This is a genomic window from Proteus genomosp. 4 str. ATCC 51469 (assembly GCF_003144375.1).
Classification (GTDB): Bacteria; Pseudomonadota; Gammaproteobacteria; order Enterobacterales; family Enterobacteriaceae; genus Proteus.
Window position 1 is genome coordinate 168,970 of record NZ_PENV01000003.1, and the last position, 22,502, is coordinate 191,471.

Here is a 22,502-nt window from a genome sequence, read left to right on the forward strand (position 1 = left end):
CATAGATATTGCTAGCCGTTTCCTTTGGATTAAAGGCTAACAAAGAAAACGTATTAATTCATTTGCTATTACAACGTGCTGTAATTAACTACGTTGTGTATAGACTTTGTCCACTAATCCGTATTCTAACGCTTCGTTAGCGGATAAGAAACGATCGCGCTCAGTGTCTCTTTCTATTTCTTCAATAGATTTACCCGTATGCTGAGCCATTAATTCATTCATACGCGATTTTACTTTCAAAATTTCTTGCGCATGAATTTGAATATCTGTTGCCTGACCTTGGTAACCACCTAATGGTTGGTGGATCATCACACGAGAGTTAGGTAAGCAAATACGTTTACCCTTTGCACCAGCTGATAATAAGAAAGCGCCCATTGAACACGCTTGTCCCATACAAATCGTGCTGACATCAGCTTTGATATATTGCATGGTATCATAGATGGACATACCCGCAGTAATCACACCACCTGGTGAATTAATATATAAATTGATGTCTTTTTCTGGGTTTTCTGCTTCTAAAAATAGCATTTGAGCGACGATCAGATTAGCCATGTGATCTTCAACTTGGCCAGTCAGGAAAATGATACGTTCTTTTAATAAACGTGAATAAATGTCGTAAGAACGCTCTCCTCGCGAAGTTTGCTCTATAACCATCGGCACCAGAGCCATATTAGGTGCGAATTGTTCCTGTGTGTCGTTAAATGACATGTCTGTCTCCTATTGCATTCTTATTGGTGCCAATGACAACAATTTTACTTGAGATAATTGATCATGACCATTTCTAATGATCTAATCTCTCACAAGACATTCAAGGCGCCTCGCGAGGAGTGATAAAGAGAATATAGAATTATCTGGAGATAATCGCTCAGATTTCAAGGCTAATTTTGATAAATATATACAAACTGAAAAAAACCCGTGGTAAAAACCACGGGTTTTTGCTTAAAACCGATATCGCGGTTAAGAATTAACCCATTTGAACTTCGTTCATCAGTTCAGTGAAGTTAGTCTCTTTTTCAGTTACTTTAGCATTTGCTAAGATTTTTTCTACCGCTTGCTCTTCTAATGCAAGATTACGGATGTTATTCATCAGTTGTTCGTTCTTGTTGTAGAACTCAACAACTTCTGATGGATCTTCGTAAGCTGAAGCCATTTCGTCGATCAGTGTATTAACACGCTCGTCTTCTGCTTTCAGTTCATTACTATTGATCACTTCACCTAACAATAATCCAACGATTACACGACGTTTAGCTTGTTCTTCGAACAGTTCACGTGGTAATTGCAGAGCTTGTTTCTCGTCGCCACCAAAGCGTTGAGCTGCTTGACGTTGCAGAACTTCAATTTCGCTGTCTACAGCGGCTGCTGGTACGTCAACTTCGTTTGCTTTAACTAAGCCATCAATAACTTGTGTTTTAACACGAGTACGGATTGCATTTTTCAGTTCACGTTCCATGTTTTTACGTACTTCTGCACGTAAACCATCAACAGAACCATCAGCAATACCAAAACGCTTGATGAACTCTTCAGTTAATTCTGGCAGTTCACGCTCTTCAACTTTTTTCAGGTTGATAGCGAATTGTGCTTTTTTACCCTTCAGGTTTTCAGCGTGGTAATCTTCTGGGAAAGTCACATCAATTGTGAATTCTTCGCCAGCTTTATGACCGATAACGCCTTCTTCAAAACCTGGGATCATACGACCTTGACCCATTGCCAGTACGAAGTCTTCAGCTTTTCCGCCTTCGAATTCTTCACCGTCAATAGAACCATTGAAATCAACAGTTACGCGATCTTCTGCTGCTACTTCGCCGTCTTTGTCTTTCCACTCTGCTTGTTGCTTACGCAGTGTTTCTAACATGTTATCAACGTCTTCGTCTTTAACTGTGACAACAGGTTTTACAACTTCAATGCTTTCCAGACCTTTCAGTTCGATTTCTGGGAAAACTTCGAATTCCACAGAGTAAACAAAGTCTTCACCTTCTTTGTATTGCTCTGGTTTGTAGTCAGGCGCGCCAACTGGGTTTACTTTGTTTTCGATGATAGCGTTAATGAAATTACGCGACATTAAATCACCAAGAACATCATTCAGTACAGACATACCGTAACGCTGTTTAACCATAGACATTGGAACGTGACCTTTACGGAAACCATCAATGCGAACAGTTTTAGCAGCTTTTTTCAGTTCACTGTCTACAGCAGTTTGGATATCAGCGGCTGGTACGGTGATTGTGACACGACGCCCTAGGCCTTGAGTCGTTTCAACAGAAACTTGCATCTTGTTACCTCAAAATAAGTTTTAGTGCTCGGTCTACTTTAAAGGAAACTAATATGACATTGGCATATTTAGATTTATTTTCCTTTCAGAACCGGGGCCGCCACATTTAAAAAAACGAGGATCCCTGATATCAGAAGCATCCCGAAACCTTACTGAAAATTAGACGCGACATTATAACGATCTAGAGGGGTTGAGTCGAGAAAGAGCCGTTTTATTCCTCAATTTTTTCATAAAATCGAGTAAGTCGCCCCTTTTTCCCTCTATAAAGAACAAAAAATACGCATCTTAGGATCTATTTATTCACGATTAACGATAACATTGTTAATCTTCTTGGCTCCCACCACGACATCCAGGAGAGCGTAATGCTTTATCCTGTTGTTCATTCCATTCACTCAACGTAAAAGTATGCAATGCGAGAGCATGAACACCATTTTCCATTTCATGAGCTAAGGTTTGATACACACCACGATGGCGTGAGACGCTGCGCTTGTCATTAAATTCATCACTAACAATAATGACTTTAAAATGACTTTCAGAGCCTTCAGGCACATTATGGCGATGGCTTTCGTTTATTACTTGTAAAAAATGCGGTGAAAAGCGTGAAATCAGCTTATTCTCAATATCATCACGGATCATTTCTGCCCCTAATACTCTGCCTTTATATCATGGCGAACAAAAAATAAGTCGACCAGATTATATTGATTAAGTCTTTATCAATACAAAATGATGAACTCATTCTTTTTTATTTTGCTGATGATAATCGCTTATTTTTCATCTTGAGTAAAACCATTGGCCGAATATTGTCAAATTCACGAGCAAAAATGAGGTTAATTTGAAATAAAATCAATTGATAAAATCAGATAATTTCGTTCGTTAAAGGGATATTAGCAACCTATCAGCAGTGGTATGATAGGCTAAAGTTTGAAGCCTATTCTACTTGTTAACACAACAGACATATTTAACCGAGATTACCTCATGATTAAAAATTTACTCTGTGCTGTTTTTGCATTAACACTGCTTTCAGGTTGTGCAACTCCTAGTAATAAACTCTCTATTGAGCCTGTAATGTCAGTCCCTGCGGCCGATCCAACCATGCGCCCAATTTCACTGAATATTTCAAGCCAAGACAAACGTACATCCAAAAACCTAGCGGAGATTAACCGTAATGGAAAACTGGAAATACTTGTTCCAACTCGTGATATTGCATTTTTAATGCAAGAAGTATTGCAAAAACAAATGACAGCTCGTGGTTTTATGGTGGGTTCTCCTGCTAGCGCTGATGTGATTATTGTTATCAATAAACTCAACGCTGATGTAGGTGAAGGAAGTGTTCGCCATAATATTAGTGCGAAAGCAGATATCTCAGTTATTGTTACCTTGCCAAATGGCAGTTCTAACACCAAAACATTCCGTACTAGCTACAATGTTCAAGGGCCATTTGGTGCAACTAATGAGAAAATTGCGGCCGCAATTAATAATGTCTTAAGTGAGCTCGTTAGCGATATGGCAAAAGACGCTTCAGTCAGTCAATTTATCAAATCTAACGCCCGTTAATTTATTAGAATAAACGACCTGTTATCTTAAACAGGTCGTCGAAAGGAATTCTTGCATGGTTCAGCCTGCCTTCAAACAAACCACTTGGTACAAATCATTTATTTTACTGTTACTTGGCTTTACTTCTGGATTACCACTTGCATTAACCGCGGGTACATTACAAGCATGGATGACAGTAGAAAACATTGATTTAAAAACCATTGGTTTCTTCTCATTGGTGGGGCAAGCTTATGTCTTTAAATTCCTCTGGTCACCCTTTATGGATCGCTATACGCCCTCTTTTCTTGGCCGTCGTCGAGGATGGATGTTACTTACCCAAATAGGGTTGGTAATGGGTATTGCAGGAATGGGGTTTTTAAACCCTAATGATCATTTATGGTGGCTTGCTTCTTTAGCTGTCATTGTCGCTTTTTGTTCAGCTTCACAAGATATTGTCTTTGATGCTTATAAAACAGATATTTTAAAGGCCGATGAACGTGGTACTGGGGCGGCAGTTTCTGTATTAGGCTATCGCATTGCAATGCTTGTTTCTGGTGGTATGGCACTTTGGCTCGCTGATAAATATATTGGCTGGCAAAATATGTACTGGTTAATGGCTGCTTTAATGGCAATTGGTATTATTGCCACACTACTCGCCCAAGAGCCAGAAACTGCAGTAAAACCCCCTCGTACACTCTATGAAGCCGTAATTGAACCCTTAGCTGAATTCTTCTCTCGTAATAATGCTTGGCTTATTTTACTCCTCATTGTTCTCTATAAAATGGGCGATGCTTTTGCACTGAGTTTAAGTACCACATTCCTTATTCGTGGCGTAGGCTTTGATGCTGGAGAAGTTGGTTTAGTCAACAAAACATTAGGACTTGCTGCCACGATTATCGGTGCCTTATTAGGTGGCTTATTAATGCGCCGTTGGAGCTTATTTAAAGCACTGATGATTTTTGGAATAATGCAAGGTGGCTCAAACATTGGCTATTGGTATCTCGCCATCTCAGAACAAAACATTTATAGCATGGGTGCCGTAGTCGCTTTTGAGAATATCTGTGGAGGAATGGGTACGGCCGCATTCGTTGCACTTTTAATGACTCTTTGTCATCTTTCTTTTTCAGCAACACAATTCGCACTTCTTTCAGCGCTATCCGCCATTGGTCGTGTTTATGTAGGCCCTGTTGCGGGTTGGTATGTCGAAAGTCATGGTTGGGAGGCGTTTTATCTTTTCTCTATCGTGGCTTCAGTTCCTGGCCTTATTTTGCTGATGATTTCAAAAAATACGCTTATGTACACGCAAAAAACAGGCGAATTTCTGAGAAGAACACAATTTATAAAACAATACCGCTTTGCTCTCTATGGTTTGGTACTAGCCGTTTTCTTCTTTATTTGTAGCTTAATTCTCGTTATTACCAATTCATTATCTAGTTTAGAGATGTTCCAATCTATTGATTTTATTCAATCAATAAATAATGAATTATTAGGCCATTGGTCTTCATCACTGTTTTTATATGGTGTTGTTGTTGGTGCAATAAGCCTCGTTGTAGGCACAATATTAGATTATTTAGCACTCAGAATAACAACACATTAGTTTTGTTATATTTAGTGCAGTTAACGAAAAAAGGACAGTCTAAACTGTCCTTTTTCTTTATATTTATATTAATTTTGGTATTAGTAAAAAAAGTTACTGATTATTTAAATTATCTAAATAATCTGACTTTGACCGATTTACCTTTAATTTTACCTTGTTGTAACTGTTTCCAAGCTTGCTTAGCAATTGATTGTTTTACTGCAACATAAGCATGTGTCTGATTAATCATAATTTTGCCAATATCAGCACCATTAAGACCCATATCTCCGGTTAATGCGCCTAAAATATCGCCTGGACGCATCTTGGCTTTTTTACCACCATCGATACATAATGTTGCCATCGTTGCTTCAAGTGGCGCAATTTGTAGACCTGTAGGAACAGGTAACCAATTTATCTTCATATGAAGCATTTCTTCTAAAGCATTAGCACGCTGAATTTCTTCTGGTGCGCAAAAACTGATTGCTAATCCACTTTCACCCGCTCTAGCTGTTCGACCAATTCGGTGAACATGCACTTCAGGGTCCCACGATAATTCGTAGTTAATCACCATTTCTAACGCTTTAATGTCAAGCCCACGAGCCGCAACATCCGTTGCAACTAACACACGGCAACTCCCATTAGAAAAACGAATTAAAGTTTGGTCACGTTCCCTTTGTTCCATATCGCCATGTAAAGCAAGCACACTTTGATTGCTTTCTGTCAGTGTTTCATACACATCTTGGCAATCTCTTTTTGTATTGCAGAACACCACGCAGGAAGCGGGTTGTTCACGGCTTAACAATTTTTGCAACAATCCGATCTTGCCATGACGAGATATTTCATAAAATTGCTGTTCAACAGCTGGGAGCTCATCAACTGAATTTATTTCAATAGTGATAGGGTTTTGCTGTATTTTACGGCTGATTGCAGCGATTTCATTTGGCCATGTTGCGGAAAAAAGCAGAGTTTGGCGGATCGTTGGCATACGAGAAATAATATCATTGATATCATCAAAAAATCCCATATCCAGCATTCTGTCAGCTTCATCAAGCACTAACGTTTTTACATCATCTAAATTGACAGTCTCTTTTTTCAGATGATCAAGTAATCTACCTGGTGTTGCCACAATAATATGTGCAGCGTGAATTAATGAATCACGTTGAATACTAAAGGGAACTCCGCCACATAGAGTTAATACTTTAATATTAGGCAAATAACGAGCAAGGCGACGTAATTCATTTGCAACTTGATCGGCAAGCTCTCTCGTTGGGCATAAAATTAATGATTGGGTATTAAATTGTTTTGCATCAATATGTTGTAACACCCCCAAACCAAAAGCAGCCGTTTTACCACTACCTGTTTTTGCCTGAGCACGGACGTCTTTTCCTGCAAGAATAGCGGGTAAAGCGGCTTCTTGAACAGGAGTCATAGTTAAATAACCCAGTTCATTAAGGTTAGCGAGTTGTTCTGCAGGAAGGGCGTTAAGTTCAGCAAATGAGGTCACAATGAAAATTCCAAGTAAAGTAAAAACAAATATGGGCTAATGATACTATCCCTTTATTCTTGTGTCGTGAGGTATTTTTGCACTGTTTATATTACTTTTTCATCTAAGTGTCATTTTCTACCATTATCTCCTTAAATTTCCTCTTCTTATCAAAAATTTCTTTTTTATTTTTACTATTAACTCGAAAAAATAAATAAAAAAATACAAAATTTCCTATTTTTTAAACTAATATCAAAATTCTAGAAATAGATCTTATTTAAAACTCAAATTCCCACAAAATGGATTTTTATAGTTTATTATTCTAATAAAAAAGAAAAACTGAACATTCACCGCAACTATAATCAGCCATAAAACATCGAGATAATTTATGATCAAAAAACCATTTTTGTTTGTCATCGCAACTACATTCTCTTTATCTTCTCAAGCAACTTATTTAGGGGGATTTGCAAGCACAAGTATTAACTACTTGGATTGGACAACACATACAACACACAAAACAGGCAAAACTTCCCATAAAGATGACTTTGCCTATTTAGAACTTGAAGGTGCAGCTAATTTTTCATGGGGGGAGTTTTATGGCTTTTTCGATTTAGAGAATCCTTTTAATAAAAGAGAAACTCATCCGGGAGATAATCAACGCTATACCATTAAAAGTACTGCTCGTATTTATTTAGGCGAAAGTAACTTTAATTTATATGGACATGTTTATGGTACATGGTCTCTCCCCGGTAAAAAATATGGTGGTAACTTCCATGAAGTAAATACACTTTATGGCTTTGGCTATAACACACAAATTGCTAATTTATGGTTTAAACCTTTTATTGCCCTTCATTATGTCGATCAATCTAAATATTCAGGTAACAACGGTTATGTCGCTGGTTGGGTTGCTGGATATGATTTTAATATAAAAAATCAAAAATTTAGCCTAACAAACTGGCATGAGATGGAATTTCAACGACACAAGCGTTATGGCAATGGAGGTAAAAATGGCATTAATGGCGCTTTAGCCATTTGGTGGCATCCAACAACATCTATCACCACAGGAATTCAATATCGTTATGCTTATAAAAAGCTAGGAGAGAGTTTTCTGCAAGATGGCATTGTATATAGCTTGAAATATAACTTCTGATAGCAAATTGTTAATTTTTATTACAGCGGATCGATTTTTATCCGCTGTAATCCTTTTTTCTTGTTTTAATGAAAAAATTCTCATTAAATATAAACATTCAACAAATGATCTATTATCAACATTAAAAATCACATAGAAGGTAAATTAAGATATTAAACATCAGAATAAAAAGAATTTAGCTCATAAATTCTCCTCCGACCTCCCTACTGTCACTTTTTTAATCAAAATACGTTTTCTTACATTTTTTATTGCATTTTTATTTGTAAAAATATGTATTTATTTTAGAAATATGGTATTTTATGAAATTATCGTTAATATCCAATAATTAAATTAACAATTATTTAATACTTTAATTACTTGTGATCACATTAACACAAAAGAACAACCAATCACTCACTTACCATTACAATTGTTTACACTGTCGCAACCTTACCGTAAAATGTCCTTACTGATACTGATGAAACAACAATAGAACCTTTGTCATTTAGGTCGTTGGATGAGACTTATGAAATACATAAAAAGTATTGGGACACTCTCGCTATTAGCCGCCGCTCTCTTATTAAGTGGCTGTGACATGGCGTTAATGGATCCCAAAGGCGCTATCGGCGCTGAGCAAAAAACATTAATCCTTATTGCACTCGGTTTAATGTTAATTGTTGTGATACCGGTAATACTGATGGTGATTGTTTTCGCTTATCGCTACCGCGAATCCAATACAAAAGCCACCTACCGCCCAAACTGGGCTCACTCAAATAAAATTGAACTCGTTGTTTGGACCGTGCCAATTATCATTATTGTGATTTTGGCAAGCATCACATGGAAAACAACCCATGAGCTTGATCCTTACAAACCCTTAGAGTCCTCAGAAAAACCGGTCACCATTGAAGTTGTTTCAATGGATTGGAAATGGTTATTTATCTATCCAGAGCAAGGTATTGCGACAGTCAATGAATTGGCTTTCCCTGCTAATGTGCCTGTTAATTTCAAAATCACGTCTGACTCAGTCATGAACTCATTCTTTATCCCTCGCTTAGGTGGTCAAATCTATGCGATGGCGGGAATGCAGACCAAACTTCACCTAATCGCTAATGAGCCAGGTGAATATCCAGGTATGTCAGCAAGTTATAGCGGACATGGTTTCTCGGATATGAAATTTACCGCAATAGCAACACCTGATCGCGCTGGTTTTGATGCATGGGTTGAGAAAGTAAAACAATCATCAGATACGTTAAATACTACCGCTGCATTTAATGAACTTGCTAAACCAAGCCAGAAAAATCCAGTGACCTACTATTCAAGCGTGAAGCCAATGTTATTCCAAGAGACCATTTCTAAATTTGGTCACACAGGTCATGGCGCTCACACAAGTAGCAATCAGACAGCACATGCTGATGCAACAATGAATATGAACATGAGCCATGCGGCGCATGCAGGAGCAGAGGAATAAAGGCATGTTCGGAAAATTAACTCTTGATGCAATCCCGTTACATGAACCTATTATCGTAGTAACTTTACTCGGTATCGTTCTGGGCGGACTTGCTGTTGTTGGCGCACTAACTTATTTTCGTAAATGGAAATGGTTATGGAGCGAATGGTTAACCAGTGTTGACCATAAAAAAATTGGTATTATGTATATCATCGTTGCAATGGTCATGATGTTCCGTGGCTTTGCCGATGCCATTATGATGAGAAGCCAACAAGCGCTAGCTTCAGCAGGTGAAGCGGGCTTCTTACCTCCTCATCACTATGATCAGATTTTTACCGCACACGGCGTTATCATGATTTTCTTCATGGCAACTCCTTTCGTTGTGGGTCTGATGAACCTCGTTGTGCCTTTACAAATTGGTGCTCGTGATGTGGCCTTCCCTTTCCTAAACTCACTGAGCTTCTGGTTCTTTGTCGTTGGTGTGGTACTTATCAACCTTTCTTTAGGTATTGGTGAATTTGCACAAACAGGTTGGTTAGCTTATCCGCCACTTTCTGGCTTGGAATATAATCCAGGAGTCGGGGTCGATTATTGGATATGGAGTTTACAGATATCCGGTATTGGTACGCTTCTAACGGGGGTTAACTTCTTTGCGACTATCTTGCGTATGCGTGCGCCAGGTATGAGCATGATGAAAATGCCAGTATTCTCTTGGGCCGCTTTATGTACTAACGTCCTGATTATCGCTGCATTCCCAATTTTAACCGTTACGATTACATTATTAACATTAGACCGCTATCTTGGTACGCATTTCTTTACCAATGATATGGGCGGTAACATGATGATGTACATCAACCTCGTATGGGCTTGGGGTCATCCAGAAGTTTATATCCTTGTTCTGCCTGTATTTGGTGTGTTCTCGGAAGTCACCGCAACATTCTCTAAAAAACGGTTATTTGGTTACACCTCATTAGTCGGTGCAACTGTTGTTATTACCGTATTGTCATTTATCGTTTGGTTACACCACTTCTTTACTATGGGTTCAGGGGCTAACGTAAACGCCTTCTTTGGTATCGCCACCATGATCATCGCCATACCGACAGGGGTTAAGATCTTTAACTGGCTGTTTACGATGTATCAAGGCCGTATCGAGTACAAAAGCCCAATGCTATGGACTATCGGTTTCCTGATCACTTTCTCTGTAGGGGGAATGACCGGGGTTCTGCTGGCAGTTCCGGGTGCTAACTTTGTTTTACATAACAGCTTATTCTTAATTGCTCACTTCCATAACGTTATTATCGGTGGTGTGGTATTCGGCTGTTTCGCAGGTATGACTTACTGGTTCCCTAAAGCATTCGGTTTCACACTGAATGAAAAATGGGGTATTCGTGCATTCTGGTTCTGGTTTATCGGCTTCTTTATGGCCTTTATGCCACTGTATATTCTTGGCTTTATGGGTATGACTCGTCGTTTAAGCCAAAATATCAATCCAGAGTTTAACCCAATGCTGCTAGTTGCCGCAGGGGGTGCTGCACTGATTGCTATCGGTATCGCTTGCCAAGTCATCCAAATTTACGTGAGTATTCGCGACCGTGATCAAAACCGTGATTTAACAGGCGATCCATGGGGCGGACGTACTCTTGAGTGGTCAATTTCTTCACCTGCACCTTTCTACAACTTCGCTGTTGAACCGAATGTTCAAACTCGTGATGAGTGGTGGGATCAGAAAGAAAAAGGCACTGCTTATCAGCGCCCAACCAAATACGAACCAATCCACATGCCTAAAAATACTGGTGCAGGTGTGATTATTTCAGCATTCAGTTTAGTCCTTGGTTTTGCCATGATCTGGCATATCTGGTGGTTAGCTATCGTTGGTTTCGCTGGCATGATTGTCACTTGGATCGTGAAAAGCTTTGATACAGATGTGGATTACTATGTCCAAGTACCTGAGATTGAAGCTATCGAGAATAAGCATTATGAAGAACTGAAAAAAGCAGGTGTGAAATAATGTCTACTCAAACTGTAAATAACACAAACGCCCATGAGCATCATGGGCACCACGATGCAGGAGCGACGAAAGTTTTCGGCTTCTGGATCTACCTAATGAGCGACCTTATCCTGTTTGCCAGCTTATTCGCCACTTATGCGGTGCTTGTTAACGGGATTGCTGATGGTCCTTCTGGTAAAGAAATCTTTAGCTTACCTTTTGTTTTAGTTGAAACCTTCTTATTACTATTTAGTAGTATCACTTTTGGTTTCGCTATGCTGAGCATGAATAAAGGTAGCGTTAGCCAAGTTAATCTGTGGTTATTTGTTACTTTCTTATTCGGCTTAGGTTTCGTCATCATGGAAGTTTACGAATTCCATGAGCTAATCGCAGAAGGTTATGGCCCAGATCGCAGTGCATTCTTATCTGCATTCTTTGCTTTAGTTTCAACGCACGGTCTTCACGTAACAGCGGGTTTAATTTGGATTGTGATCCTAATGATCCAAGTATCACGCCGTGGTTTAACCGAAGTTAACCGTACTCGCTTAAGCTGTTTAAGTCTGTTCTGGCACTTCCTTGACGTTGTCTGGATTTGTGTGTTCACCGTAGTTTATCTGATGGGAGCGATGTAATGAGTCATCCAAATACTTCTCCTTCAGGCGCAAGCCACGGCAGCATGAAGTCTTATCTAATTGGCTTTATTCTGTCTGTTATCCTCACCGTTATTCCATTTTGGATGGTGATGGAAGGAACCGCGACACCAGCAACTATTCTATGGACCGTTGTCGGTATGGCTGTTGTGCAGATTGTTGTTCATTTAGTCTGCTTCTTACATATGAATACGTCATCAGAAGAGCGCTGGAACGTCGTTGCATTCCTGTTCACACTGCTTATTATCGGCATTGTTGTCGTAGGCTCGTTGTGGATTATGTACAACCTGAACATCAATATGATGATGGATTAAGAGTTGTCGCTATGATTAAGCAATACCTACAAGTCACCAAACCAGGAATTATTTTCGGAAATTTAATTTCTGTAATAGGTGGTTTCCTTCTCGCCTCCAAAGGTGAGATTGACTACTCCCTATTTGTCGCGACTCTACTTGGGGTGTCTCTGGTCGTTGCTTCTGGTTGTGTTTTTAACAACTATATTGACCGTGATATTGACCGTATCATGGAAAGAACGAAGAATCGCCCATTAGTTAAAGGATTAATTGACCCTCGAATTAGCCTGATTTATGCCTCAGTATTAGGTATTGCAGGTGTTGTGCTGCTCTATGTAGCAGCCAACCCGCTTGCAATGTTTATCGCTGTATTTGGTTTTATTATTTATGTTGGGGTTTATAGCCTCTATATGAAGCGTAAATCTGTTTATGGCACACTGATTGGAAGTTTATCTGGCTCTGCCCCTCCTGTTATCGGTTATTGTGCCGTTAGCGGTGAATTTGATGCGGGCGCGGCAATCCTATTACTTATCTTTAGTTTATGGCAGATGCCTCACTCTTATGCCATTGCTATTTTCCGTTTTAAAGACTATCAAGCTGCTAATATTCCGGTATTACCCGTTATTAAAGGGATCTCAGTCGCTAAACGCCATATCATTCTTTATATTCTGGCATTTATGATTGCAACCTTAATGCTGACGTTAGTTGGATATGCGGGCTATAAATATCTAATAGTTGCTTCTGCCGTCAGTATTTGGTGGTTGGGCATGGCTTTATCCGGTTATAAAGCAACCAATGATAAAGTTTGGGCACGAAAATTATTTATTTTCTCTATTGTGGCAATCACTTCATTAAGTGTAATGATGTCGGTTGATCCAACAAGCTCAACAGAAACTGTCTTTGCTTATTTAAGATAATGTATTTACTAAAGTAACCGAAAGACCAGTCAGTCTTCTGACTGGTCTTTTTTTATCCTGTTTTGCGACTAAAGAAGATATCAGTACAGTTTTGACTTTTTTGCATCCCATTTATTGATTAACCTCGTTATAAAATGCCATTACAATGGGGTATCAGTAATACGAGGTAATCCATGAATGATAATAAAATGACCCCATTAGAGCGCAAAGCAACATGGGGACTAGGCACTGTTTTTTCTCTTCGCATGCTTGGCATGTTTATGGTACTCCCTGTTTTAACCACTTATGGGCTTCAACTACAACATGCAACAGAATCTCTCATTGGATTAGCCATCGGTATTTATGGATTAACACAAGCGGTATTCCAAATTCCTTTTGGTATTTTCTCTGATAAGTTTGGTCGAAAACCTATGATTGTTTTCGGCCTAATAATTTTTATTGTCGGGAGCCTTATTGCAGCTCTTAGTGACAATATTTACGGCATTATTATTGGTCGAGCACTACAAGGTGCTGGAGCTATATCAGCCGCAGTTATGGCTTTACTCTCCGATCTAACTCGAGAGCAAAATAGAACAAAAGCAATGGCCTTTATTGGTATTAGCTTTGGGATAACCTTTGCTTTAGCCCTCGTTTTGGGGCCAGTCTTAACACATATTTTTGGTTTACATGGGCTCTTTTGGGGGATCGCCCTACTTGCCTTTGGTGGAATTATTATTACGCTTTTTACCGTTCCCAATAGTGAACATCATATTCTTAATCGAGAATCTGGTTTTGTCCGTGGCAGTGTAAAAAAAGTCTTATTTGATGCACAACTTCTTAAGTTGAATACGGGTATTTTTTCACTACATACTTTATTAATGGCGGCATTTGTTGCACTTCCTCTGGTTATGAGTAGCGCAGGTTTAGCAAAAGAAAAGCACTGGATTGTTTATCTTGTCACTATGCTTATCGCCTTTATTACCGTATTACCCTTTATTATCTACGCAGAAAAAAAACGTAAAATGAAACAGGTTTTCTTATTCTGTATCTTTTTACTGATTATCGCTCAAATTATTTTAATAAGCTCAGGCTCTAGTTTATGGCTGATTATTGCTGGCATTCAGGTCTTTTTTATTGGCTTTAATATTATGGAAGCACTACTACCTTCATTAATTAGTAAAGAAGCACCTGCTGGCTATAAAGGTACTGCAATGGGAATTTATTCCACTAGCCAATTTTTAGGTGTGGCATTAGGCGGTATTTTAGGTGGATGGCTTTATCAGCATTATGATGCACAAATCGTATTTCTGGGCTGTTTAGTGATTGGCATTATTTGGTTTTTGATTAGCTTAACTTTACGTCAACCCGCTTATGTGAGTAGTTTACGTATTGAATTACCGTCTAATCTGTCTTTAGGTCAGCAACAAAAACTACAACAAATATTTAAACAACAACCCGGTGTTAATGAAGTTGTGATTATTGCTGATGAGCAAAGCGCCTATATCAAAGTGGATACCAAACAAACATCGAGAGCAATATTAGAGTCTTTAATCCCTTCTATTTAACTCACAATCAATTTGCCTAATGAAAACAAAAATGCGCTGTTTATTCAGCGCATTTTTTATGACTAAATGAATAAATTGTTAGTCACGGAAGTTATTAAATTGGAATGGCTGTCCTAGCTCACCTTCTCGGACTAATTTCATTACAGCTTGTAAGTCATCACGGGATTTACCTGTAACACGAACTTGTTCGCCTTGAATTTGAGCTTGTACTTTTAATTTACTGTCTTTAATTAGCTTAACAATTTTCTTCGCTAATGCAGTATCAATCCCTTGTTTCAAGGTTGCTTCTACACTGTACATTTTTCCGCTGTGAGTCATTTCTTCAGGGATATTTAATACTGCACCATCGATCCCTCTTTTTGCCATTTTCTCACGCAGAATATCTAATAATTGCTGAACCTGAAATTCAGATACGCTGGTCGTTTTCACTGACTCTGCTTTTTCGTTTAATTCAAAACTGGCTTCGACATTACGAAAATCCCAACGAGTAGTCAGTTCACGTTGTGCGTTTTCAACCGCATTACGCACTTCATGTAAGTCAACTTCAGATACGATATCAAAAGATGGCATTCTTTCTTCCTCAATAAATAAATACAACCCAAATAATAGCTTCTTTTAGGGTTGCAAAAAAGCATTGCACATTCAATAACGGCTTTAACACTCAAATTCATACTGATAGTAAAGAGCAAACATACTTTAAACAGAGAAGCACAATCAATGTTATAATTTCAGAAAGATAGTCTAGTGACAGCAAGTCACCGCCTTACTCTATTACGATTTTCAAAAGAAGAGGCACAATGAAAATTACCGTTTTAGGATGTGGTTCAATAGGTAAACTTTGGATCGCCGCATTAACACGTCAAACTCATGAAGTACAAGGCTGGCTAAGAGTGCCACAACCTTTTTTAGATGTGAGTGTCGATAATATTAATGGTGAGCCTTTTTATCAGCGCATTATCGCGAATCAGCTTGAATGGTTGAAACAAAGCGAATTACTTATTGTTTGCTTAAAATCGTGGCAAGTCTCAGATGCTGTAAATGCACTTCTACCTTATTTATCTGCACAATGTCCTATCTTATTAATTCATAATGGTATGGGAACTGCTGATGAATTAACAGCAACACAACACTCTATCACTAGACCAATTTTGCAAGGTATTATTACTCACGGCGCTTATCAACAAGGCCAGAACGTTATTCACACAGCTACAGGTATAACACATATTGGCCCATTGAATGGTATTGCTCAGCAATATAGTCATTTAGCAGAAATTCTGCATCATGCATTACCTGATGTTGCTTGGCACAATGATATTCATACCATTAGTTGGCTAAAATTAGCTGTAAATTGTGTTATTAATCCATTAACTGTTTATTATCAATGCCGTAATGGGGATTTATTGCGCTACCCTGAGCATATTCACAAAATTTGTGATGAAGTTTATCAAGTGATGGAGCGTGAAGGTGTTGTCCCTACATCTAAAACACATCTGCATGGCTACATTATTGATACCATAGAACAAACAGCAAATAATTATTCATCTATGTATCAAGATGTGAAATATCAACGCCACACAGAGATTGACTATATTACTGGTTATTTATTGCGTCGAGCGTCAGCACAAGGCCTTGTTTTACCAGAAAATAACCACCTTTTTCAATTTATCAAACAACAGGAAGGCAATTATGACCATATCAGCGATCATCTGCCTAGCTAATGGAAGTGAAGAAACCGAAGTCGTGACCACGGCAGATTTATTAGTTAGGGCCGGTATTCATGTTGTTCTTGCTAGTGCAGAAGATGATGTTGATGATCTTGTTATCACATGTTCTCGTGGTATTAAACTTGTCGCCGATGCGCCTCTAGTTCGTGTTGTTGATCATCACTATGACGTTATTATTCTCCCTGGTGGATTACAAGGTACTGAAACCTTAAGAGACAGCCCTTTAGTGGTTGAGAAAGTCCGCCGTATGCACAGTGAAAATAAACTTGTCGCAGCCATCTGTGCAGCACCTGCCATTATTCTTGAATCTCACAATATTTTCCCCATTGGCAATATGACGGGTTTTCCTGCATTAAAAGATAAAATATCACCGAAAAAATGGGTTGATTATCGAGTCTATTTTGATGAAAGAGTGAATTTAATTACTAGCCAAGCACCTGCAACATCTATCGATTTTGCACTAAAAATTATCGAGCGCTTAAAAGGCAAAGAAGTCGCTGCTGATGTTGCCAAACAACTCGTATTGCCACCCGGTATTTATAATTACCAAGATGAATTCACAGGCTTTGGGGATAGGTAATTTATTATAACCACTGATGTATATTTTTACTTTAGTGGTTATAAGTTACTAGTTAATCAATCTCAAGTATTGTTCTTTTTTTATAATAATTTGTAAGTGCCCTTTATATTCTTCTATCTTACCAAACCCGCATATTCTTTTATTCTTCAAAAAAAACAATGAACCAAATTTCTTATTAAAGATATTTAGATCACTATCCCAAATTAAAAAAGTAATATTTTGATTTGGATAATTATCATCTAAATTTATTATCACTCGTTTATTTAATTTTTTTATTTCTAAAGCAACACCACAAACTAACAATGATTCATTCAGATGAAACGGTGCTTTATTAGCATTAATAGATGAGCTAGCAAAAGCCATCGGTATTAATATAAAAAAAACAAGTGTTATTTTACAAAAACTCATATTATCTTATCCTCTTAACTGTTTTTTTTCTTTCAAAATAATTCTTGGGACTCCGTTATACTCACTAATAATACCATTAATACATATTGGTTTACCCAATTTCAAATTAATACCCATAAATTTCTTTGCATTATCATCCCATATAACCGCATTAAATAATATATTAGGGTAATGACTATCAATATTTAAAAAGGTCATTTTATTAAATGATTTTATTTGTTCTAACTTTCCACAAACTATTTTTTCTTCATCAATGTAATTATAGGCTTCACTCGCTGATATCGTCTCCTCTATTACTTTAGGAAGATATGTTTTTTTTTCGTCTATAACAATTTCTTGAGTTTCTTTGCCTTCAGAAAATAAAAAAGAATTCTTAATAGGTTCTATTTTATTTACTATATTTTTATTATCATAGAGGTATATTACAAAAACACTCACAATGAATAATGCTAAAAAAGAGAAAATAAGAGCTATTCTATTTTGTTTCAGTGATTTTTCTTTATTTTCATCTAATAACTTTATTATGTTATTTTTAATTTCATTGTTTTTTTCTTGACTTAACATGTCTAGCGCTTCTTTGGTTTCTATTCCTATTAGTTTGCCAAGAGCCACACTGGTTATTCTATCTTTTTCTATTTCACATGAAACTTCATTCCCTTCTATTAAATTAGTTATTTGATTAGTTGTTAAATACTGCTCTGTATCCATATTATTTAATTTGTTTTTAAATAACGTTAAATCATGTAATATTTCCTCTCTTAATGACTGAGTCATTGAGGTGATTTTTTTCTGTTCTTCTAATTTTAACTTTAATTTATTATTAAAATTAAGTATTTTATTTTTCTCTATCAAAAGTTCATCTATTTTTTCTTTATGTTCTTTTAATTTTGATACTTCTAATGTTTTTTCATTTAATTTTAATTCTAAATATGCCTTATAGTCTATTTCTTTAATTTTATCTTCCATTGATTTCGAAAAATCAATTTCTTGCTTTAATAGTTCATTTCTAATTTCATTAATAACAAAATTAGACTGATAACGCCATTGCTGATTTGAGTATCTTAATAACATACAACCTACATTTTTAAGCAATGCATTTTGCCTTTTTAATAAATCCCCCCAACTAGAATAATCAATTATATTATTATGTGACTGTATTTTGGATAATCCATCAATCTCAATAGCCAAACAAATTCCTTTGGTTTCATCTAAAACCATAAAATCTATTCGGCGAGATCGATTATCTTGGTCTTTAAATGGAAACTGTGCGTGTAAATAATAAGTCTTTAGTTCTGGTATTTGGCTAAGAATTTTTTCTACAAATAAAACTTCATAGTTAGCAGGATGCGTCATTAAATGACTATTTTTATTAATCCATTCTTGCCATTCACTCGATATAGTCATATTTACATATTGCTCACATACTAAAATAATTTGTTAATTTTACTTATGTTGAATTTAAAGTCCACACAATTAAATATTTTCAAAAATGTCTAGTCCTAATATAAGTTGACAACTTTTCAGGCATAAAACGCTCAATGAACTTCATCGGGCGTTTTATAATTTAATCATAAGTGTAGTCGTTTTTTATTATAGAGCTGGATTGATTCTTCTACTAATTTTCTTGCTTGTTCGAGATTTCTCGGTTTTATCAGAAGATACTCCATTTTTAACATTTCATTAACTCATTCAGCTAAGACATTTTGATAACAATCATATCCATCAGCTATAGCGCATTGAATATTATGCTCTTTATGTATTTTCTGATATTCCTAAGAACAATACGGTATCCCTCTATTTGAATGATGGATTAACAAGATTGTCTAAGTTCGTTTTTTAAAGCCTAAACCAAAATGGTAGAGCGGCCTTGTATGCCATATTGATATTGAGCATGTTTATAGGTGAATTCATCTTTTTCTACTTGGTCAACAACCGCTAATTTAAAGGCAAGAAAATAATCTCATTGAATTCGTTTAGTGATTGGTTTCATTACATTCTCCAATTTCAGATTGGAAAAGTGTCAACCTTATTTAGGACGGGTCAAAGCAATTAAAAAAAACCACTTTATAGTGGTTTTTTTATCAACAATATAAACGTTATATATTATTTTTTACGGTAGACTTTAACGTTCTCAAAACCTTGTTCACGTAAATACAGTGCTTGTAAACGGCTCATCATTCCGCGATCACAATACAGTAAATAGGTTTTTGCTTTATCTAAATCACCAAACTGTGTGCTGAGTTTATAGAATGGTAATTCTTTAACATCAATGCCATCCATTTTTAATGGTGATGTTTCTTGCTCTTCGGGGGAGCGAATATCAAGAATAACGTCATTTGTACCGAATTCAGAGACCATTTCAACTTCTGTGACTTGCTGTACAGTTTCTTCGGCTATACGGCGAATATCCATATTCTTGGCATTTTCAACAACGTTATCAAGAATAGAAAAATCAAACTTCTCTTCTTCAGCTTCAATTTTCGCTTTAACGGCTTTCACTGTTGGGCTTTTTGAGATCACTCCACAGAATTCTGGCATTGTGCGAGCAAAATCTTCTGTGCCAATTTGACGAGCAATATTGATAATATTCTCTTTATCATGAGTGATAAGAGGACGTAAAATTAACGTATCTGTCGCATTATCAATTAAACGCAAATTAGTTAAGGTCTGGCTAGAAACTTGGCCTAATGCTTCGCCCGTTACAATCGCTTGAACACCATAACGCTCTGCCACTCTTGATGCTGCGCGTACCATCATACGTTTTAGCACAACCCCCATTTGCCCGTCATCGACCTTTTCTAAAATTTCTGCGACAACAGGTTCAAAGTCAACTGCAACGAAATGCACTTTATGAGAACGACCAAAACGATTCCATAAATAATGCGCAACTTGTTTAACACCAATTTCGTGTGCAGAGCCACCTAAGTTAAAGAAACAATAGTGAACTCGGCTACCTCGACGCATTAACATATAGCTTGATACACCTGAGTCATAGCCACCAGAGATCAGTGATAAGACATCTTCTTGTGTACCAATTGGAAAACCACCAATACCTTCATAGCGCGCATTGACTAAAATAAGTTTATCGTCTTCAATTTCTAAATTAATGGTGACATCAGGACGCGTTAACTTCACTTTTGCGCTTTCAACGTGTTGGTTAAAACCACCACCTACATAACGCTCAACTTCATTAGAAGTAAAACTGTGTTTACCACGACGTTTTGCACGAACACAGAATGTTTTGTTTTCAACTAAATGCTTAAATGCTGCAAAAGTTTGCTCAAAAATATTATGTAAGTCGGTATAAGGATGTTCTTCGACTTGTAAAAAGTGATGAATACCAGGAATACGTGTTAAAGCATCACATACAGCTTCGCTTTTACTTTCGTCTTTACTCACCACCACAATGTTATCCCAATTACGGACAACTGTGATTTCATCGCCGATTGAATTTAATACATTACGAATATTACTAGTGAGAATTTTGATAAAACGTATACGAACAGATTGGCTTTTGATCGTAATTTCGGGGAATAATTTAATAATAAACTTCATAGTCAATGGTCATAGGTTATTAAGTAGAAACATAAACTACAGTGATGTAAATTGACTGGAGTTTATAAAAGTCACAAAGTATATCACCAATATTTAGGGCTCACCCGCAAAAATCATCGACTGAATAAGAAATTTTCATCTCACTTGTAGTAAGATGATCGCTATTATTCAGCGCTAACATGCTTTATTATCAAAAATATTATGGCTAAGAAAACGACATCAATTAACGAAGACATCGCAAAAGCACCAAGTTTTGAAGCATCCATGCAAGAACTTGAGCAAATCGTAAACCGCTTAGAATCCGGTGAACTCCCTTTAGAAGAAGCGCTTAATGAATTTGAACATGGCGTTCGTCTAGCCCGTGTTGGACAAAAAACATTACAAGATGCTGAACAGCGTGTTCGTATTCTTCTAAAAGAAGACGATAATGCAGCTCCCGATGATTTTATCCAAGAGGCAGAATAATTGAGTAACGCAACTTCAAGTACGGATGCGTTCCGTCATAAATTAGATTCCGCCCACCAGCGTGTCGATGATGCATTAAACCAAGCGCTATTAGCTTTACCATTTACTGATATGCCTCTAGGTAAAGCCATGCGTTATGGCGCTCTTTTAGGTGGCAAGCGCTTACGTCCTTTCCTTGTTTATGCTGTTGGTGAAATGTTTAAAGTCCCTGCGCTAAACCTTGATGCTCCGGCAGCTGCTGTGGAATGTATTCATGCTTACTCCCTTATTCATGACGATTTACCTGCAATGGATGATGATGATCTGCGTCGTGGTAAACCAACATGTCATATCGAATTCGGTGAAGCCAACGCTATTTTAGCAGGTGATGCACTACAAACTCTGGCTTTTGAGATCTTAGCAAAAAATCCAATGCCCGATGTTTCTATGGCTGATCGTGTTGCAATGATTGCTGAATTAGCCACAGCGAGTGGTCTTTCCGGTATGTGTGGTGGTCAAGCACTTGATCTTGAAGCTGAAGATAAATCAATTGATCTTGCGTCTCTTGAAAAAATCCATTTACACAAAACAGGTGCATTAATTCGTGCGGCTGTTCGTTTAGGTGCATATAGTGCAGGCTCTAAAGGCCATGATGTATTACCTGCATTAGATAAATATGCTCACTCCATTGGCCTTGCCTTTCAAGTGCAAGATGACATTTTAGATGTCATCGGAAGTACCGAAGAAACAGGAAAACGCCAAGGTAGTGACCAAGAGTCAGGAAAAAGCACATACCCAGCCCTCCTTGGTTTAGAGCAAGCTCAAAAGAAAGCACAGGAATTGTATAACGAAGCACTGGATGCCTTAGCGTTTCTTGAGCAATACGAGTACGATACAACCACGCTTAAACAATTAGCGAGTTTTATCGTCGAACGGAAAAACTAATAAAAAATAAAGAGAGCA

At 37.4% G+C, this 22,502-nt stretch carries 21 protein-coding genes; 13 read left to right on the top strand and 8 right to left on the bottom strand.

The window, feature by feature from the left end:
- Positions 1 to 84: 84 nt before the first annotated feature.
- The 3 genes from clpP to bolA all read right to left on the bottom strand — a co-directional run bounded on the left by clpP (position 85) and on the right by bolA (position 2,905).
- Complete coding sequence (clpP, locus tag DK866_RS05090; protein ID WP_004245088.1) at positions 85 to 708, bottom strand: ATP-dependent Clp endopeptidase proteolytic subunit ClpP; 624 nt, start codon at positions 706 to 708, stop codon at positions 85 to 87.
- 256 nt (positions 709 to 964) lie between these two features.
- Positions 965 to 2,269: a trigger factor gene (gene tig / locus DK866_RS05095; protein ID WP_072069383.1), complete on the bottom strand. Its 1,305-nt coding sequence runs from the start codon at positions 2,267 to 2,269 to the stop codon at positions 965 to 967.
- A gap of 321 nt (positions 2,270 to 2,590) precedes the next feature.
- Positions 2,591 to 2,905, bottom strand: a complete 315-nt coding sequence (bolA, locus tag DK866_RS05100) for a transcriptional regulator BolA (RefSeq protein ID WP_109407982.1) — start codon at positions 2,903 to 2,905, stop codon at positions 2,591 to 2,593.
- Between the two features lie 339 nt (positions 2,906 to 3,244).
- Here bolA and DK866_RS05105 point away from each other — a divergent pair, with 339 nt between their 5' ends.
- Together DK866_RS05105 and ampG are read left to right on the top strand one after the other, a co-directional pair.
- Positions 3,245 to 3,823, top strand: a complete 579-nt coding sequence (locus DK866_RS05105) for a YajG family lipoprotein (protein WP_109407983.1) — start codon at positions 3,245 to 3,247, stop codon at positions 3,821 to 3,823.
- 55 nt (positions 3,824 to 3,878) lie between these two features.
- Entirely contained in the window at positions 3,879 to 5,399 is a 1,521-nt protein-coding gene (ampG, locus tag DK866_RS05110; RefSeq protein ID WP_109407984.1) for a muropeptide MFS transporter AmpG, read from the top strand.
- Positions 5,400 to 5,508: 109 nt separating this feature from the next.
- On the opposite strand, the gene dbpA is transcribed toward ampG, so the two are convergent.
- Entirely contained in the window at positions 5,509 to 6,882 is a 1,374-nt protein-coding gene (gene dbpA, locus DK866_RS05115) for an ATP-dependent RNA helicase DbpA (protein ID WP_109407985.1), read from the bottom strand.
- A gap of 367 nt (positions 6,883 to 7,249) precedes the next feature.
- Between dbpA and DK866_RS05120 the strand changes: the two genes are divergently transcribed.
- The 7 genes from DK866_RS05120 (at position 7,250) to DK866_RS05150 (ending at position 14,828) form a co-directional block, all read left to right on the top strand.
- Positions 7,250 to 8,011: an outer membrane protein OmpK gene (locus DK866_RS05120; RefSeq protein WP_109407986.1), complete on the top strand. Its 762-nt coding sequence runs from the start codon at positions 7,250 to 7,252 to the stop codon at positions 8,009 to 8,011.
- A 496-nt stretch (positions 8,012 to 8,507) separates the two neighbouring features.
- The gene (cyoA, locus tag DK866_RS05125; protein ID WP_109407987.1) at positions 8,508 to 9,458 is read left to right on the top strand and encodes a cytochrome o ubiquinol oxidase subunit II; all 951 of its coding nucleotides are present in this window, start codon (positions 8,508 to 8,510) and stop codon (positions 9,456 to 9,458) included.
- A 4-nt stretch (positions 9,459 to 9,462) separates the two neighbouring features.
- Positions 9,463 to 11,445 (top strand): cytochrome o ubiquinol oxidase subunit I, encoded by a 1,983-nt coding sequence (cyoB, locus tag DK866_RS05130; protein WP_109407988.1) that lies wholly within the window; start codon positions 9,463 to 9,465, stop codon positions 11,443 to 11,445.
- The gene (locus DK866_RS05135; protein ID WP_072069390.1) at positions 11,445 to 12,056 is read left to right on the top strand and encodes a cytochrome o ubiquinol oxidase subunit III; all 612 of its coding nucleotides are present in this window, start codon (positions 11,445 to 11,447) and stop codon (positions 12,054 to 12,056) included. Before cyoB ends, DK866_RS05135 begins: the two co-directional genes overlap by 1 nt.
- On the top strand, positions 12,056 to 12,388 hold the full coding sequence (locus DK866_RS05140) for a cytochrome o ubiquinol oxidase subunit IV (RefSeq protein ID WP_006535101.1): 333 nt from the start codon (positions 12,056 to 12,058) through the stop codon (positions 12,386 to 12,388). Before DK866_RS05135 ends, DK866_RS05140 begins: the two co-directional genes overlap by 1 nt.
- Positions 12,389 to 12,399: 11 nt before the next feature.
- Positions 12,400 to 13,284, top strand: coding sequence for a heme o synthase (gene cyoE, locus DK866_RS05145; protein WP_109408087.1), 885 nt, complete (start codon positions 12,400 to 12,402; stop codon positions 13,282 to 13,284).
- 173 nt (positions 13,285 to 13,457) lie between these two features.
- Positions 13,458 to 14,828: an MFS transporter gene (locus DK866_RS05150; protein ID WP_109407989.1), complete on the top strand. Its 1,371-nt coding sequence runs from the start codon at positions 13,458 to 13,460 to the stop codon at positions 14,826 to 14,828.
- Positions 14,829 to 14,906: 78 nt separating this feature from the next.
- Here DK866_RS05150 and DK866_RS05155 read toward each other — a convergent pair whose 3' ends face one another.
- Positions 14,907 to 15,398: a YajQ family cyclic di-GMP-binding protein gene (locus DK866_RS05155; RefSeq protein ID WP_072063676.1), complete on the bottom strand. Its 492-nt coding sequence runs from the start codon at positions 15,396 to 15,398 to the stop codon at positions 14,907 to 14,909.
- Positions 15,399 to 15,625: 227 nt separating this feature from the next.
- Between DK866_RS05155 and panE the strand changes: the two genes are divergently transcribed.
- On the top strand, positions 15,626 to 16,546 hold the full coding sequence (gene panE, locus DK866_RS05160; RefSeq protein ID WP_109407990.1) for a 2-dehydropantoate 2-reductase: 921 nt from the start codon (positions 15,626 to 15,628) through the stop codon (positions 16,544 to 16,546).
- Positions 16,515 to 17,132 carry a protein deglycase YajL gene (gene yajL / locus DK866_RS05165; protein WP_109407991.1) on the top strand — a complete coding sequence of 206 codons (618 nt, stop codon included), beginning with the start codon at positions 16,515 to 16,517 and terminating at the stop codon, positions 17,130 to 17,132. The genes panE and yajL overlap by 32 nt, the downstream gene beginning before the upstream one ends.
- A 48-nt stretch (positions 17,133 to 17,180) precedes the next feature.
- On the opposite strand, the gene DK866_RS05170 is transcribed toward yajL, so the two are convergent.
- The 3 genes from DK866_RS05170 to thiI all read right to left on the bottom strand — a co-directional run bounded on the left by DK866_RS05170 (position 17,181) and on the right by thiI (position 21,095).
- The gene (locus DK866_RS05170; protein ID WP_109407992.1) at positions 17,181 to 17,540 is read right to left on the bottom strand and encodes a hypothetical protein; all 360 of its coding nucleotides are present in this window, start codon (positions 17,538 to 17,540) and stop codon (positions 17,181 to 17,183) included.
- A 6-nt stretch (positions 17,541 to 17,546) separates the two neighbouring features.
- Positions 17,547 to 18,944, bottom strand: a complete 1,398-nt coding sequence (locus DK866_RS05175; protein WP_109407993.1) for a hypothetical protein — start codon at positions 18,942 to 18,944, stop codon at positions 17,547 to 17,549.
- 699 nt (positions 18,945 to 19,643) lie between these two features.
- Positions 19,644 to 21,095 carry a tRNA uracil 4-sulfurtransferase ThiI gene (gene thiI / locus DK866_RS05180; protein ID WP_109407994.1) on the bottom strand — a complete coding sequence of 484 codons (1,452 nt, stop codon included), beginning with the start codon at positions 21,093 to 21,095 and terminating at the stop codon, positions 19,644 to 19,646.
- A 201-nt stretch (positions 21,096 to 21,296) separates the two neighbouring features.
- Between thiI and xseB the strand changes: the two genes are divergently transcribed.
- Both xseB and ispA read left to right on the top strand, forming a co-directional pair.
- A complete protein-coding gene (gene xseB / locus DK866_RS05185) occupies positions 21,297 to 21,560 on the top strand; it encodes an exodeoxyribonuclease VII small subunit (protein WP_109407995.1) in 264 nt (87 codons plus the stop codon).
- Positions 21,561 to 22,484: a (2E,6E)-farnesyl diphosphate synthase gene (ispA, locus tag DK866_RS05190; protein ID WP_109407996.1), complete on the top strand. Its 924-nt coding sequence runs from the start codon at positions 21,561 to 21,563 to the stop codon at positions 22,482 to 22,484.
- The last annotated feature ends 18 nt before the right edge of the window (positions 22,485 to 22,502 follow it).